This window comes from Hydrogenispora ethanolica (assembly GCF_004340685.1).
GTDB classification, from domain to species: Bacteria; Bacillota; UBA4882; order UBA8346; family UBA8346; genus Hydrogenispora; species Hydrogenispora ethanolica.
Genome location: NZ_SLUN01000012.1, coordinates 35444 through 49904, shown reverse-complemented (window position 1 = coordinate 49904; position 14461 = coordinate 35444). Strand labels below are relative to the sequence as shown.

Annotated in this window: 17 protein-coding genes; all 17 read left to right on the top strand. The window is 50.1% G+C overall.

Annotated features, from left to right (window positions below; genetic code table 11):
- Window positions 1–9 precede the first annotated feature (9 nt).
- Entirely contained in the window at window positions 10–858 is an 849-nt protein-coding gene (locus tag EDC14_RS11145) for a DegV family protein (RefSeq protein ID WP_132014370.1), read from the top strand.
- Window positions 855–1406 (top strand): 16S rRNA (guanine(966)-N(2))-methyltransferase RsmD, encoded by a 552-nt coding sequence (rsmD, locus tag EDC14_RS11140; protein ID WP_132014369.1) that lies wholly within the window; start codon window positions 855–857, stop codon window positions 1404–1406. The genes EDC14_RS11145 and rsmD overlap by 4 nt, the downstream gene beginning before the upstream one ends.
- A 20-nt stretch (window positions 1407–1426) precedes the next feature.
- Window positions 1427–1927 carry a pantetheine-phosphate adenylyltransferase gene (gene coaD, locus EDC14_RS11135; RefSeq protein WP_132014368.1) on the top strand — a complete coding sequence of 167 codons (501 nt, stop codon included), beginning with the start codon at window positions 1427–1429 and terminating at the stop codon, window positions 1925–1927.
- Window positions 1928–1940: 13 nt separating this feature from the next.
- A complete protein-coding gene (locus EDC14_RS11130; RefSeq protein WP_132014367.1) occupies window positions 1941–2426 on the top strand; it encodes an ATP synthase subunit B family protein in 486 nt (161 codons plus the stop codon).
- A gap of 23 nt (window positions 2427–2449) precedes the next feature.
- Complete coding sequence (gene cmk, locus EDC14_RS11125; protein WP_132014366.1) at window positions 2450–3148, top strand: (d)CMP kinase; 699 nt, start codon at window positions 2450–2452, stop codon at window positions 3146–3148.
- A 9-nt stretch (window positions 3149–3157) separates the two neighbouring features.
- Window positions 3158–5206 carry a bifunctional 4-hydroxy-3-methylbut-2-enyl diphosphate reductase/30S ribosomal protein S1 gene (locus tag EDC14_RS11120; RefSeq protein WP_132014365.1) on the top strand — a complete coding sequence of 683 codons (2049 nt, stop codon included), beginning with the start codon at window positions 3158–3160 and terminating at the stop codon, window positions 5204–5206.
- Between the two features lie 539 nt (window positions 5207–5745).
- Entirely contained in the window at window positions 5746–6426 is a 681-nt protein-coding gene (locus EDC14_RS11115; protein ID WP_132014364.1) for a DUF1614 domain-containing protein, read from the top strand.
- Window positions 6427–6470: 44 nt separating this feature from the next.
- Window positions 6471–7535 carry a stage II sporulation protein P gene (gene spoIIP, locus EDC14_RS11110; protein WP_165907950.1) on the top strand — a complete coding sequence of 355 codons (1065 nt, stop codon included), beginning with the start codon at window positions 6471–6473 and terminating at the stop codon, window positions 7533–7535.
- Window positions 7532–8002 carry a DUF3189 family protein gene (locus tag EDC14_RS11105; protein ID WP_165907949.1) on the top strand — a complete coding sequence of 157 codons (471 nt, stop codon included), beginning with the start codon at window positions 7532–7534 and terminating at the stop codon, window positions 8000–8002. The genes spoIIP and EDC14_RS11105 overlap by 4 nt, the downstream gene beginning before the upstream one ends.
- Window positions 7999–8451: a DUF3189 family protein gene (locus tag EDC14_RS11100; RefSeq protein ID WP_165907948.1), complete on the top strand. Its 453-nt coding sequence runs from the start codon at window positions 7999–8001 to the stop codon at window positions 8449–8451. Before EDC14_RS11105 ends, EDC14_RS11100 begins: the two co-directional genes overlap by 4 nt.
- Entirely contained in the window at window positions 8448–9017 is a 570-nt protein-coding gene (gene spoVAEA / locus EDC14_RS11095) for a stage V sporulation protein SpoVABEA (RefSeq protein WP_132014361.1), read from the top strand. Before EDC14_RS11100 ends, spoVAEA begins: the two co-directional genes overlap by 4 nt.
- A gap of 137 nt (window positions 9018–9154) precedes the next feature.
- Window positions 9155–10063, top strand: a complete 909-nt coding sequence (locus tag EDC14_RS11090; protein ID WP_132014360.1) for an acyl-CoA dehydratase activase-related protein — start codon at window positions 9155–9157, stop codon at window positions 10061–10063.
- Between the two features lie 200 nt (window positions 10064–10263).
- Window positions 10264–11184, top strand: coding sequence for a 2-hydroxyacyl-CoA dehydratase (locus tag EDC14_RS11085; protein WP_243662901.1), 921 nt, complete (start codon window positions 10264–10266; stop codon window positions 11182–11184).
- Window positions 11157–12149 carry an acyl-CoA dehydratase activase gene (locus tag EDC14_RS11080; RefSeq protein WP_132014358.1) on the top strand — a complete coding sequence of 331 codons (993 nt, stop codon included), beginning with the start codon at window positions 11157–11159 and terminating at the stop codon, window positions 12147–12149. The genes EDC14_RS11085 and EDC14_RS11080 overlap by 28 nt, the downstream gene beginning before the upstream one ends.
- Window positions 12142–12666, top strand: a complete 525-nt coding sequence (locus tag EDC14_RS11075) for a mismatch-specific DNA-glycosylase (protein WP_243662900.1) — start codon at window positions 12142–12144, stop codon at window positions 12664–12666. The genes EDC14_RS11080 and EDC14_RS11075 overlap by 8 nt, the downstream gene beginning before the upstream one ends.
- 115 nt (window positions 12667–12781) lie before the next feature.
- On the top strand, window positions 12782–13645 hold the full coding sequence (locus EDC14_RS11070) for a DMT family transporter (RefSeq protein ID WP_132014357.1): 864 nt from the start codon (window positions 12782–12784) through the stop codon (window positions 13643–13645).
- Between the two features lie 239 nt (window positions 13646–13884).
- Window positions 13885–14358, top strand: coding sequence for a hypothetical protein (locus tag EDC14_RS11065; RefSeq protein ID WP_132014356.1), 474 nt, complete (start codon window positions 13885–13887; stop codon window positions 14356–14358).
- Window positions 14359–14461: the final 103 nt, after the last annotated feature.

Here is a 14461-nt window from a genome sequence, read left to right as displayed (position 1 = left end):
GGTGTTCTGATGACGGTACATATCGTGACCGACAGTACCGCGGACTTACCGGGAAAGGTCATTAAAGAATTTGGAATCAAGGTTGTTCCATTAAATATTCATTTCGGCGATGAGGTATTAAAAGATGGGGAGGATATCTGGAGCGAGGAGTTTTACAATCGGCTTCGTAATGAGGATCTCCTGCCCAATACTTCACAACCGGCGCCAGGAGAATTCTTAAAGGTTTATCAGCAGATCGCCAAACCAGGAGACACCATCATTTCGCTGCACATTTCAAAAGAGATGAGCGGCACTGCCCGTTCGGCAGAATTGGCTGCGGAAATGCTCGAAAAAGATATCCAAGTTCATGTTATCGACTCCCGCAATGTTTCGGCCGGTTTGGGCTTAATCGCTTTAAAAGCGGCGCGTTTGGCGATAAATGGAGCCTTACCGGCACTTATCATGGAAAACATCGAAAAATGGAAAGAGCAAGTAGGCGTTTATTTTACAGTAAACAGTTTAGAATATTTGCATCGGACCGGAAGAATCGGCAAGGCTTCAAGCTTGCTGGGAGGTTTGCTTAACATTAAACCGATTCTCGCCATTGAAAAAGGGATTATTGTTCCGGTGGAAAAAATACGAGGTCACTTTCAGAAGGTAGCGTCACAAATTGTCAACCATCTGGTGGAACGATTTGGCTCCCAACCACTTCTAATCTGCTTTCTTCATACCGATCTCCCTGAATTGGGTCTCATTTTGCAAAAGACGGCCGAATCCCGGCTGGTGATCGCCGAATCCTTCACGAATACGATTGGCCCGATTGTCGGCTCCCACGGTGGTCCGTATACTCTCGGAATCGTGGCCTTACCCTCACAATGAGAGTAATTGCGGGAAAGTATCGGGGGCGGGCCATTAACGGCCCCAAACATAAAGGGGTGCGTCCCACTGCCGATCGGGTTAAGGAAGCTTTATTTAATATCATCGGAATCAAGATCATGGATGCCGCTTTTTTGGACCTTTTTGCCGGAACCGGCGCCATCGGTATCGAAGCTTTTAGTCGAGGTGCCACTGCGGTGACGATGGTCGATGAAAATTTATCCAGCATTCGATTGATCCAGGAAAACTGCAAAATTCTTTTGACGGAGGATCGTCCACGGATTCTCCATCTTCCGGCGTCCCGGGCATTAAAATTGTTCGACAGGGAAGGAATGACATTTGATCTAATTTTTCTAGATCCGCCCTTTCAAGCCGGACTTTTGACGGACACCATCAATGCCATCGCCGACTTGAACCTGCTCAAGCCTCATGGTCAATTGGTGGCTGAGCACCCTCGGGACGTTCGGTTTGAGGGGATACGTTTGAAATTATTTGATGAACGCAACTATGGCGATATCGGATTGACTTTTTTTAAAATAGACAATCAATAAACAACGAAAGGTACAGTTTGATGACAATCAATCAGAATTCGGTGAAAGCAGTATGTCCGGGCAGTTTTGATCCCATTACTTATGGGCATATCGACATTATTGAACGGGCGGCCCAGTTATTTCCATCGGTGATTGTGGGGGTACTGAAGAATCCGAATAAAAAACCGCTTTTCACGGCGGAAGAACGGGTGGAATTGATTAAAAGCGCTACCCGGCATCTCCCCAATGTCGAAGTCCTATTCTTTAGCGGATTATTGGTGGATTTTGTCCGGGCGGTGCAAGGAAACTTGATTATCAAAGGCTTGCGGGCAATTTCGGATTTCGAGATTGAGTTTCAAATGTCGCTGAATAACAAAAGAATGGCCCCGGAGATCGAAACGATGTTCATGATGACCAAAAATGAATATTCATTTTTGAGTTCAAGCATGGTAAAGGAAGTGGTCCAATTTGGCGGCGAAATCAAGGATCTGGTGCCGCCGGAAGTCGCAGCGGCCTTAGTCAATAAATTCTCAATTACTTAGGAGTCGAAGGTCAATGATGAATATCATGATGCTTTTGGATCATCTTGAAGATTTGATTGCTTCCAATTTTCGAATCGCGGGAAAGGTAATGGTGGATATCGACGAATTGGAGGAGCTGTTGGAGAAGATTCGTTCGGCGGTCCCTGAAGAGATCAAAGAAGCCGAATGGGTCAGCCGGGAAAAGGAACGTTATTTGGAACAAGCCCAAGAAGAGGCCAAACGCATTTTGCGGGAAGCTGAAGCCTATGCCCAACGATTGATCAACGAAGACCAGATTGTTATCCGTGCCAAAGAGGAAGCCGAACGATTGGTTACCTATGCTCGACAGGAATCTGAACAACTTATGCTCCAGGCCAAGCAGGAAGCAGAGCAGGTTGAGAGCGGTGCCGTGCAGTATGCGGAGCAAATTCTGCGGCAGTTGGAAGAACAGTTAGAAAAGACTTTGCGGATCGTGCATCAGGGCCGGGAAGATCTCTCCGACCCCGAGGAACAAGATTAATCTTCCGCAAATGGAGGTTACCGATGTCCAAAGAGATTGCGATTGCAATCGACGGCCCTGCCGGATCGGGCAAAAGTACGATTGCCAAGGCAATAGCGGGACGTTTCAATTATATTTACATTGATTCCGGAGCGATGTATCGGGCTGTCACTCTAAAAGCCTTGCAGCTCGGGCTCGATCTCCAAAACGAAGCAGAACTGACTTTATTGGCGCATACGATTCAGATTCAATTACAGTACAAGAAAGGCGTTTGCGGACAGCCCGAATTACGGGTCATTGTCGATGGCAACGATGAAAGCGAAGCCATCCGCAGCCTGGAGGTGACCAGTAACGTATCAGTGGTGGCGGCAGTGGCCGGAGTTCGCGAAGCCATGGTTAATTTACAACGCAAAATGGCGGACGCTTCGGGAGTCGTCATGGATGGAAGAGACATTGGCACGGTTGTCCTGCCGGGCGCTGAATTGAAGGTTTTCTTAACCGCTTCCGCCGAAGAACGTGGGAAGCGGCGTTGGTTGGAGCTGCAAGCAAAAGGGATTCAAACCGATCTTGCGGAATTGACGGACCAGATCCGGAAGCGCGATTTGTTTGATAGCACCCGGCAAGTCAATCCTTTACGTCAGGCGCCGGATGCGATCCTGCTTGATACGACCTCACTCACGATTGAGGAGGTAATCGAAAGATTGATGAGCATGGCGCTTGAAAAGGGGGCGAAGCCGGTTTAGCCGGCGCCGATGGAAATCATCCTTGCAAAGTCAGCCGGTTTTTGTTTCGGGGTCAAACGGGCTTTGGAGATGGTGCAGAAGGCGCTCCAAGATCGGTCCGCGCCGGTTTTTTGCCTGGGTCCCTTGATCCATAATCCGGCAGTCGTGGAGGAATTGGAACAAAACGGCCTCCAAGTCATTGACAATATCCGCAATTTGCCGGCAGGCCGGTTAGTGATTCGTTCCCATGGCGTTGGACCGGGTGTTTACCGCGAAGCGGCCGCCCAAAATTTAGAAATTGTCGATGCGACATGCCCATTTGTGAAAAACGTTCAACAACTGGCGGTGTTTCTCGTCGACCAAGGCTATCAGGTGATTATTTTTGGCGAAAAAGAACACGCGGAGGTGGCCGGGGTCTTGGAGTCAGTGGGCGGCAACGCTTTCGTGATCCACGGCCAGGAGGCTCTGCCGGAGTCCGGGATCGGGCCCAAAGTCGGAGTCATCAGCCAAACCACTCAGGACATTGCCGGATACCAAAGGCTCGTTTCGGAGTTAATTGCACAAACCAAAGAAGTCCGGGTTTTTAACACGATATGCCTGGCAACTTCCCAACGCCAGCAGGAAGCGGCCGAACTGAGTAAAAAAGTGGATATCATGATCGTGGTCGGCGGCAGGAACTCCGCCAATACGAAACGATTGACCGAGATCAGTCAGGCTTCCGGTACACCGACCCATCAAGTGGAATCCAGCAATGAATTAAAGCCGGAATGGTTCGAAGGGGTGCAGCAAGTAGGAGTTACTGCCGGCGCTTCAACCCCGGACCATCAAATAGATGAAGTGATCCAGAAAATAAGGAATTTAGGGGGTAAACAAGCAGTGTCTGCGGAATCTATCGAAACGAAAGAGAATCAAATGGCGGTTCAGGATGGGGAAGAACAGGAGGTTATGAATTACGATTGGCCGGAAGATCGTTTTCGAGAACTCACTCCCGGACAGATCATCGATGCAAAAGTCATCTTAGTTCGTGATGATACCGTTTTCGTCGATATCGGCGGCAAATCCGACTTAACGATTCCGCTCGCAGAATTGACAGCCGAACCGGTGAATTCCGCCAAGGAACTCGTCAAAGTGGGCGATGTAATTAAAGTGATGGTCACCAAGACCGGATCCGAGGATAAAATCCTGCTCTCAAAACGGTTGGTCGACCAACAACAGGTCTGGTTTCAGCTGGAAGAAGCTTTTCAGCAGGAACGGGTGGTGGACGGGAAGGTTTCTGAAGCCGTCAAGGGCGGTTTTTCCGTATCCGTCAGCGGGATAAGAGCATTCATGCCTGCTTCCCAGGCTTTCTTGGGATTTGAAAAGGATCTCAATTCTCTGGTGGGACAGGAGATTCAAGTAAAAATCATTGAATTCGAACGTTCCCGGAAACGGGTGGTGGTTTCCCGCCGGGTGCTGTTGGAAGCCGAGCGGCAAAAGGCGGAGGCCGAAATTTTCGCTACCATCACCGAGGGCGAGCGGCGTCAGGGAACTGTCACCCGGCTGGCTGATTTTGGCGCTTTCGTCGATCTCGGCTCGGGTGTGGAAGGTTTGGTCCATGTCTCGGAACTCAGTTGGAACCGGGTAAAGCATCCCCAGGAAGTATTAAAGGTCGGCGAACGGGTTGAGGTCCTGGTGACCAAAGTGGATCCTGCCGCCAAGCGGATTTCGCTATCGATCAAACAGATCCAGGAACATCCCTGGCATTCCGCCATCCTGAACTTCGCTGAAGGCGAAGTCTATCCGGGAACTGTTGTCCGCCTGGAGAGCTTTGGGGCATTCATCCGGCTGGCGCCCGGAATCGACGCGCTGGCTCATATCTCGCAAATTGCCGATCGCAGAATCAGCAAGCCGGACGAGGTTTTAAAAGTCGGCGAAGAGGTTCGGGTTAAAATCCTGAAGATCGATACCGCCAACCGGAAAGTTTCGGTGAGCCTCAAAGAAGTAGCCCAGGATCAAGACCAGCAAGAAACGGACGAGTTTTTAAATCAACAATCCGAAGATAACTTTTCCCAAAATCTCGGTGCTTTTATAAAAAAATAAATTCATTGAATCTGCAATCTACTTGCCTGATGATCCGACCCGGGGCCAACCAAAGCCCCGGGTTTTTACTTTGTTCCGTACTTTTCTCGAATCCCTCCCATGGTCTCTCTGAACCTGGAGAATCAGTTCAGGACCTCTATCTAAAACGGAGAAAGTACCGGGAATATCTTCCGGAGGCTTCGGCAAGAAAGCGATCGTCCCTTCCCTTCCTTCCAAAGGCTTCGGATGTCCCGCCCGGGTTCCGGGAGGACTTTCCGGGGACTTCGGACGGCCTTCCGAAAGCTTTGGAAGACCATCCTGAAACTTCGGACCATCGGCCGGAAGCTTCGGAAAATTATCCAGGAACTCCAGCAGGATCTCCGAACTTTTTAGCTGCAGTTACCGTGTCGTTCGGGGTTAACCAAAACATCACACTCCTCAAACCAGCTTCTGGCATTGCTCCGACTTTTCTGGCAAATAAACTGTTTACTTCCTTTCAAATTCGAGCATAAGCACAGTTCCGCAGGAGAATCTATTGTAGAGTAAAGGAGGTCGGAAAGATGATTGGGGTTCTGTTATTAGTCGTAGTGGGTATCTTGATCTTTCTGGGAATGGCGCATCAAGTATTGGATCGCCTGTATCTGAGCGACCGGGGTGGTCTGATCTTTATCGGCGCTTTAGTCGTCGGCAGCTTTATCGATATTCCGGTTTGGAGTAATCCCAAAGTCACCCTCAATATCGGAGGAGCGCTCCTGCCGCTGGGATTAGCCATTTACGTTTTGATTAAAGCCGGTTCAGCCAAGGAATGGCTCCGCTCCCTCATCGGAATTGTGGTAACGGTCGGCGTTCTGTACGGGGTGAGCCGACTCTATCGGTTCGATACGAAATCCGGGATCATTGAACCGCAATATTTATGGGCGATTCTCTCGGCGGTCATTGCCTATGTGGTCGGCCGATCCCGGCGGCTGGCCTTTATCATCGCAACAGTCGGATTGATCGCCATGGATGTGGTTCGTTTCTTTGAGGTCATCGGATTGGGAATTTCCGCTCCAGTATTGATCGGGGGCGCGGGCGCGTTCGATACGATTGTAGTGGCCAGCATCCTGGCGGTGCTGCTGGCGGAGATCATCGGTGAAGGTAGAGAGGCTTTGCAAGGAGGCCCGGTGCGGGAGGAGCGTCCCGCGGAATTGCGGGAAGCGCTTGATCACCCGGAGGGCACGGGAAAGGAGGAAGAAAAATGAAACGTTGGATCGGTTCAATCGGCGTCGCCATTCTATTATGCTTAATGTTTACGGCCGCGGCCTTAGGCGAGAGCGAACTCAATCAAAAGTATATGACCTTAAAAGATAATCACGGGCAGGTTATCACCCGGACGGCACATGAAGTGGTGGTGGGAGACGAATACCTTAACAGTAAAAACCAACTTTTTAGGGTGTACCGGGTCTCCGGAAACCTGGCCAAGGTGAAGATGGTAAAGTCCGATGCCTTGAAAGTGAGTGCCTGGACTGAAGTCATAGGTTTCCTGTCAAGCCTGTTTCGGGGGGATTTCTTTCGTTCGGAGGTAAAGCAAAGGGGACCCATTGCCATCTATCATACTCATTCCGACGAATCCTATGTTGAGGGCGACGGAGTCTCCAGTAAGAGAGGGAACGGCGGCATATTCCAAGTTGGAGACACGCTAACCAGGTCATTTGAAAAGTTGGGAGTGCCGGTGGTTCATTCAAAAGTCCCCCATGACCCTCATGACGCACTGGCGTATGATCGTTCGAGGCGGACCGCTGCCCAGCTCTTGAAACAGCAACCGACGGTTCTGCTGGATGTCCATCGCGACGCGGTTCCCCGCCAAGAGTATGCCGCGGTCGTTAATAAAGAAAACGTGACTCAGGTTCAATTGGTGGTAGGCAGACAAAATCCTAATTTTCAAGCTTCCAATGATTTTGCCAAACAGATTAAAGCCTCGGTCGACAAAAAAGCGCCTGGTTTGATCAAAGGAATTTTTTACGGCAGAGGAAAGTACAATCAGGATTTAGGCCCGCGGACCATGCTGCTTGAAATAGGCTCACATACGAACAGCAAAGCTGCTGCTGAACGTGGGGCAAGTCTATTCGCGGCTGCCGCCAAAGATGTGTTATATGGCAATGTTGGCGCCGGCGTCGTCAACCGGGGCGGCATGCGAAATACCTTTTGGATTGTGGTGGCGGCGCTCGGCGGCATTGGGTTATTTCTCTTGTTGAATCATAGCGGATTGAAGAGTATCCGCAGAGAGTTTGCCGGAGCCTTGGGTGAGAAATCAGAGGAAAAACGGAAAAATGATCCTTCCGATCCCGATCATAACGGGGAATCTTCTTGAAGATTGTTTATCATTGTTACGGAGGAGCGCATGCGTCGACCACAGCTGCTGCGATTCATTTGGGGATTATCCCGAAAGATCGGTTGCCGCATTTTTCCGATTTTCAACGGATCCCATACTTCGATCGCACCACCAGTATTCAACATGGCAAACTAATCAAAGTCGGCGATGATGCGGATGGTAACGAGGTGTTTGTTTTAGGAAGGAGAAACTCTCCCCGCCTTGTCATTCACTTGATAACGGAGTTTCTCCGGTTGAATGGAGAAGACCCGAAGGATTATCTTTTTGTAAGTTGCGTCCAACTATTCAATCCATTCATGGTGACTGGAGGGTTTTCCTCTCGCGCCATGGGATGGGTAAAGATCGGGAGACCGATGGTCACCTTCGGCACCATAATTTCTTTCCCATTTTTGGTTACCATCGTCCGGCGGACACTTCAATCGATTGCGAGAGACCGGTCAAAATGAAAATCTTCTATTTTTGTTATGGGCGGGCTCATTCGTCGATTATTGCTGCATATTTGCATCTGAACCGACTACCCATGGAGCGAATTCCGACGGTTCGAGAGATTACCTCTCTAGGGGAGTTTGATAAGGCTGACTCCTCGGATCGGGGTATCCCCCTTTATATGGGAAAGGACCCGCACGGAAATGAAGTTTATGTCTTGGGTTTCGGATCCCAACGTTCGTTGAGCCTGGAGACGCTTTATTTTATTTTACATGAACGGGCGAATTTAAAAGAATGGCGTTTCTTTGATACACTCGCCACGATTAATTGGATCACCCGTATCGGAGGTTTTTTATCGCGGAGATTGAAAATGGTTACACCTGGCAGAACCATTGTCGCTTGGGGAATTCGCGGCAGTTATTGGCGTTTGGTCCGGTTAGTGAAAAAAGTGAAGGAGCTAACTTCATGACCAAAAGAAAAGTGATTGTCATCACTGATGGAGATCGAGTCGCTAAAAAAGTCGTGGAAAAAGTGGCACAGAATGTGGGAGGCCGCGCGATCTCGCTGTCCGGCGGCAATCCCACCCCTGTCACCGGGAATGATATCGCCGAAGCAGTTCAAGAAACTCCCTATGATCCGGTTCTGGTAATGGTTGACGATTGCGGTTCGCGCGAAAAAGCCAGTGGCGAAGAAGCGCTGGAAGCGTTGGCGAAACATCCGGCGATTGAAATTTTGGGGGTCATTGCAGTCGCTTCCAACACGGCAAGGGTGGAAGGCGTGCCCGTGGATCTGTCGGTGACCCGTGAGGGAAAGATTGTTTCGGTACCAGTGGATAAGGACGGCAATCCCGAACCGGAAGGACACGTCAAAGTCGAAGGCGATACGGTGGATGTGATTAATCGATTGCAGATTCCGATCGTGATTGGAATCGGCGATCTCGGCAAAATGGATGACGCCGACCTCGAAGAAGATGGGGCCAGGATTACGACCATTGCCGTGCAAGAAGTTTTAAAACGCAGTCATTTTCAGCATTGAGTTCAAAGTCCTTTTCCAGAATTGATGCAACAATGGAACATAAAAAGCAGGAAAATAGATTTCAGATTGCGAAATGTTGATAATGAACCGCTCTCGGCTTGGTCTTTCGAATTATTGTAAATCGAAGGTGAGAACGCTTGCAAATCGGTATTCCGCGGGCACTGCTTTATTACTGGTATGGGAATACATGGCACGATTTTTACAAACAATGCGGAGCTACGGTTGTCGTCTCTAAACCCACCGAACGGCGGACCATTGCCGCCGGGGCGGAGGCGGGTATCGAGGAGTTATGCCTGCCCATGAAAATTTTCTTAGGACACCTTCTTGAACTAGACGAAAAGGTAGAACGCGTTGTCGTTCCCCATCTCATCCGAGTCGAAAAAACTGCTTATGTATGTCCTAAATTTATGGGCCTTCCCGATATTGTCGCTCATGCCTTGCCTCACTTGCGGGAAAAAATGCTCGTCTTGAAAGTTGGACCCATTGTAACCGATATGATGCAATGTTTAACAAAATCGGTTCATTCCCTGGGTTGGTCGTCGCCGGCAAAACTTGAAAACAGCCTCACCCCGGCGCAACAAATGATGAAAGAGTATCTTTTGGCCGCCACCGGCCGGCAGCTAACCTTTGGCTTACTGGGACACCCGTATTGTCTGTATGATTCCTGCTTCAACTTGGGATTACTGGATTATTTAGCTCAAAAAGATGTTCGAATCGTAACCCCTGAAATGACCCCGCCTTTTTTTAATGGCGTCGGTTCGGGAAAGTTGAGCAAAGATTTATTTTGGACCCTTGGAAAATCGCAATTCGATGCGCTGGATTGGATGTTGAGTTCATCGGAACCGGCGGTTGACGGTTTTATTCAAGTCTTGCCCTTTGCTTGTGGACCGGAAGCGATTGTCGGAGATCTGTTGGAACGGAAGATCAAGGATGCCCAAAAGCCTTTGCTAAAACTTTATTTCGAAGAACATAGCGGTGAGGCCGGTTTTATCACGCGCTTGGAAGCTTTTATCGATTTAGTTACTTACCGGAGAAAAGCATGCTAAAGGTAACTTTCCCGCATATCGGGAATACCTATATTCCCTTACGAACTTTACTTTCAGAACTAGGAGTGGAGCCGGTCGTACCCCCGCCGATTTCCGACCGAACCATCGCCCTAGGAGCTCGAATCGCCCCGGAATTTGCCTGTTTTCCCTTGAAGGTTAATCTAGGGAATTATCTTGAGGCCATGGAGGCGGGGGCGGAAATGATTTTGATGGCCGGCGGGGTGGGCCCTTGCCGGTTTGGCTATTATGGAGAGGTACAACGGGAAATCCTCCGCGATTTAGGATACGACGTTCAATTTTTGCTTTTAGAGGCGCCCAAGACTCATCCTCGGCAACTATGGGAACGAATTCATTCCATTTTTCCCCGGAACACGCTTTCCGATCTCATCCGCGCTTTACGCCTGGCATGGTTGAAAGTAGCGGCCCTGGATCGAGTGGACCGGCTGGCGAACCGAATCCGGCCGCTTGAGATCCAGCCGGGATTGACTACTTCACTCCAACAAAAGTTTTACCGCCGGTTGGATGAGGCAACGCTCGAAGCGGAGATTCGCCGGACATTGCGCCAGGCATGTCTCGAATTGGAGTCTGTCACGCTCCGACAACATGAACCCGACCTGCGAATCATGTTGGTTGGGGAAATTTATATGGTGCTTGAACCGCGCGTGAACTTCGCCATTGAGCAAACTCTGGGCGAAATGGGTGTAGCGGTGGACCGTACCATTTATTTGAGCGACTGGATCCGGGATCAATTGGTTTTTAGTATTATCCGGCCGGATTGGGACCGGCAATGGCGACAGATGGCCAAACCTTACTTACACAATTTTGTGGGGGGACACGGACTGGAGACGGTCGCCCACACCGTCGAGGCGGGGGTCAATCGTTTCGACGGCGTGATTCAACTGGCTCCCTTTACCTGTATGCCCGAGATTGTCGCGATGCAAGTTTTACCGACGGTCTCGCGGGAACTGTCCATCCCCGTGCTGTCGATCATCATTGATGAACATTCGGCTGAGGCCGGGGTTCAAACCCGGTTGGAGGCTTTCATTGATTTACTGCGGCAGAAGAAACGCAAAGCGTCTGGAGGGAATTCGTCTTGCAAGCTTATCTCGGTATTGACGTAGGTTCGGTCAGCACCAATCTGGTGTTGTTGAATCAGCGGGGGGAGCTCCTCCGCAAGCTCTACCTTCGTTCTCAGGGCAACCCGGTGGGTTCGGTTCAGGAGGGCTTATCCCGTCTCGGCTCGGAATTCCCGGACTTGACCATTGCCGGCGTCGGTACAACCGGGTCTGGCCGGCAACTCATCGGCAAGATGGTAGGGGCGGATCTGATTAAAAATGAAATCACCGCTCACGCGGTAGCTTGTTTGAATCTGGAGCCAACGGTTCAAACCATTATTGAAATCGGCGGCCAGGATTCGAAATTAATCTTGATCCGTGACGGCGTAGTGTATGACTTTGCCATGAATACGGTCTGCGCCGCGGGTACCGGATCATTCCTGGATCAGCAGGCGGCCCGCTTAAGCATTGGCATTGAGGAGCTGGGCATGCGCGCCGCCCAGGGCAGGCATCCGGTACGGATTGCCGGTCGATGCGCGGTCTTTGCCGAATCGGATATGATCCATAAACAGCAAATGGGACACAAACTAGAGGATATTCTGGCCGGACTTTGCCGGGCTCTGGTTCGGAACTTCCTCGGCAATCTGGGGAAGGGGAAGGAATTGAAGGCGCCGGTGATCTTTCAAGGAGGAGTCGCCGCCAATCTGGGAATCCGGCAGGCTTTTGAAGAAGCTTTAAATTGTCCGCTGGTCATTCCGGAACATTTTGACGTGATGGGCGCAGTGGGCGCAGCTTTGCTGGCCCGGGACGAGATGCTCGCCTGTAAAAGTTCTTCCAAGTTTAAAGGGCTGAAGTTGCTGATGGAGCCGGTAGCCACCCAGAGTTTTGACTGCGAGGGTTGCTCCAATCAATGCGAAGTGGTGGAGATGCGGCAATCCGGCCTACTGGTGGCCTGTATCGGCGATAAATGCGGCAAATGGAGCCAGCGGGCGAATAGTCGATCGCAAGAACCGGAGACTCAGGTTGGGTAGCACAGAGTTGATCCTTCCCAACCTGTTACGGGAGGATCTGACCATTTTATTCGTTGGGATCAATCCCGGCTTGCGGAGCGCCGCCGTCCGCCATCATTTTGCCGGGCACTCCAATCGTTTTTGGCGTTTTCTTTACGAGTCCGGCTTGACTCCGGCAAAAATGCGGGCGGAAGAAGATGCGCTTTTATTAAAGCTTGGTTTTGGAATCACCAATATTGTGCCGCGCCCCACTGCCGCCGCTTCCGAATTACGCCCTGAGGAATTAAGGGCCGGGGCGGCAGACTTACTGGAACTGCTCCGGCATTACCGTCCTTTGATAGCAGCCTATCTGGGCAAGGATATTTATAAATATCTCTCTGGCCGCAGGGAATGCAATTGGGGGATTCAAGAACCTGGCGTGGTAGAGGGAGTAACCGACTTTTTGCTGCCCAATCCCAGCGGCTTAAACCGGATGGTACCGGCCGAGCAATTAAAATACTATCAGGATCTGAAAGCTTTGTCCGAAAGTCATCGTTGACAAAAACCCCGGGTATCAGAAACCTGGGGTTTTGTTTGGCCGTGGATCTTGACATTGGCCCATATTCATTCGATAATGATAACCAGACTCTTCCACGAAACGAGGTTTCCCATCGGTGAACGCTTCTTTATTAAAAGGTCCGATTCAGATGCTCTTTTCCGCCTTTTGCTTTGCAGTAATGGCCTATTTCGCCAAATTGGCTTCTGTGAATGTTCCTGGACCCGAAGTCGTCTTTTTCCGGTTCTTGCTCGGCGTGGTGGCGGCATGGTTCCTGGCCGCGCTGGGACGGGTCGATCTCAGGACTTCCCGCCGTGACCTGTTATTCGCCCGGGGTATCTTCGGCGGTACCGCGATCTTGCTCTATTTTATCGCCATGGCCAAAGGGTCGATGACCAATAGCACCGTCCTGAATAATACCTACCCGATCTTTGTCACGATGATTGCCGCATTTTTTATGAAAGAACGAGTCTCGGTTTTCACATGGCTCTGCCTGATCGTATCCTGGGCCGGGGTCGGCCTGTTGATTCACCCCGATTTGCACCGTATTTTCTGGCCGGATATCCTGGCCTTGATCTCCGGAATTCTCTCCGCCTTCGCCGTTTTGGTCGTCCGGCAATTACGGCAGAACGGCGAGTCGGCGTGGACCGTCTTTTTTTATTTGAGCATCTTTGGCTTGCTGGTTTCATTGGTGTTTGCGATTCCTGTCTGGCAATGGCCGGACGCGACTGCCTGGCTCTTTTTGCTGGCAACCGCGGTGACCGGTCTGGTCGCCCAGATCACGATGACTTCGGCCTATAAGTATTGCAGCGCCGCGACCGGTTCGATTCTCTCCATGACTACCATGGTCTTCGCGGCGGTATTCGGAATGGCCTGGCTGGGGGAGAAACTGAGCACCGGCGAGGCGATGGGAGCGGTTCTGATCGCGCTGGGCGGCGGCGCCATCGCCTGGATGAGCAATAAAGAGCAGACCATGAAGTAGTGGGGTTGCAATCAACTTACTTGAGTTCAATTCGCTTGCTCCACGATTTGTTTGATTAGGATCTGTCATATGCAATTGATTTTTCCCAGGATATAATCTTTGGGTTTTTTTATATTCATATATCTAAAGAAGTTTTACAACTTGTAGGAAAATGATGGTGTTAGAGAGAATATCTTTCAAATAATTTCCTGACAAATTCCAAAGAAATTCTGATTTAGGTCATCAAGGAGCGATCATGAATGAAAAGGTTAATCGTCGTATCCATCTTCTGTTTTTTATTGGCGGCTTTCTATCCAGTCCGGGCGGATAACCAGTTTTCAATTCATGACGCAATACAGCTATGCGAAGAAAACGATGTCGGCGCATTCGTCTCGGTCGTTAGCCGAAACGGGTTCTGGCAGGTTAAAGCGATTAATCTTGGCAACCACAAGCCTTGCGAATTGCGGATTAACCAGGAGACCAGAATTATTGATTATTGTTCCAACGTAACCCCGCGGGAAATTGGGCTTGGGGAGAATACTTACGGATTTAGCAATCATTTCTACGACGTTCATGAAGGTTTTTATAACACTAGCATGGTGGTGAATGGTTTTAAGATTTACAAAAATAATGACCAGTATTTTCAGATGCGGAAGGCGATCTTCATTCAAAATCGCGACCAATTCGTGGGGTATTATATTTTCAGGGGACCTGGTGTTATCAAAGGAAGGTGAATCCGGCAATTTGAATTTGTAAAAACGAATCCGTTGGACACGTATCGGATTCAAGTTTGTTTTACAAAAATTTTTGAGATGGGAGGGAGATGGAATTTATAAG

What these genes read in the sequence shown, in the direction of transcription:
- EDC14_RS11145 (WP_132014370.1), top strand. Translation starts at nt 10, where the DNA reads ATGACGGTACATATCGTGACCGACAGTACCGCGGACTTACCGGGAAAG.
- rsmD (WP_132014369.1), top strand. Translation starts at nt 855, where the DNA reads ATGAGAGTAATTGCGGGAAAGTATCGGGGGCGGGCCATTAACGGCCCC.
- coaD (WP_132014368.1), top strand. Translation starts at nt 1,427, where the DNA reads ATGACAATCAATCAGAATTCGGTGAAAGCAGTATGTCCGGGCAGTTTT.
- EDC14_RS11130 (WP_132014367.1), top strand. Translation starts at nt 1,941, where the DNA reads ATGATGAATATCATGATGCTTTTGGATCATCTTGAAGATTTGATTGCT.
- cmk (WP_132014366.1), top strand. Translation starts at nt 2,450, where the DNA reads ATGTCCAAAGAGATTGCGATTGCAATCGACGGCCCTGCCGGATCGGGC.
- EDC14_RS11120 (WP_132014365.1), top strand. Translation starts at nt 3,158, where the DNA reads ATGGAAATCATCCTTGCAAAGTCAGCCGGTTTTTGTTTCGGGGTCAAA.
- EDC14_RS11115 (WP_132014364.1), top strand. Translation starts at nt 5,746, where the DNA reads ATGATTGGGGTTCTGTTATTAGTCGTAGTGGGTATCTTGATCTTTCTG.
- spoIIP (WP_165907950.1), top strand. Translation starts at nt 6,471, where the DNA reads ATGTTTACGGCCGCGGCCTTAGGCGAGAGCGAACTCAATCAAAAGTAT.
- EDC14_RS11100 (WP_165907948.1), top strand. Translation starts at nt 7,999, where the DNA reads ATGAAAATCTTCTATTTTTGTTATGGGCGGGCTCATTCGTCGATTATT.
- spoVAEA (WP_132014361.1), top strand. Translation starts at nt 8,448, where the DNA reads ATGACCAAAAGAAAAGTGATTGTCATCACTGATGGAGATCGAGTCGCT.
- EDC14_RS11085 (WP_243662901.1), top strand. Translation starts at nt 10,264, where the DNA reads ATGATTTTGATGGCCGGCGGGGTGGGCCCTTGCCGGTTTGGCTATTAT.
- EDC14_RS11065 (WP_132014356.1), top strand. Translation starts at nt 13,885, where the DNA reads ATGAAAAGGTTAATCGTCGTATCCATCTTCTGTTTTTTATTGGCGGCT.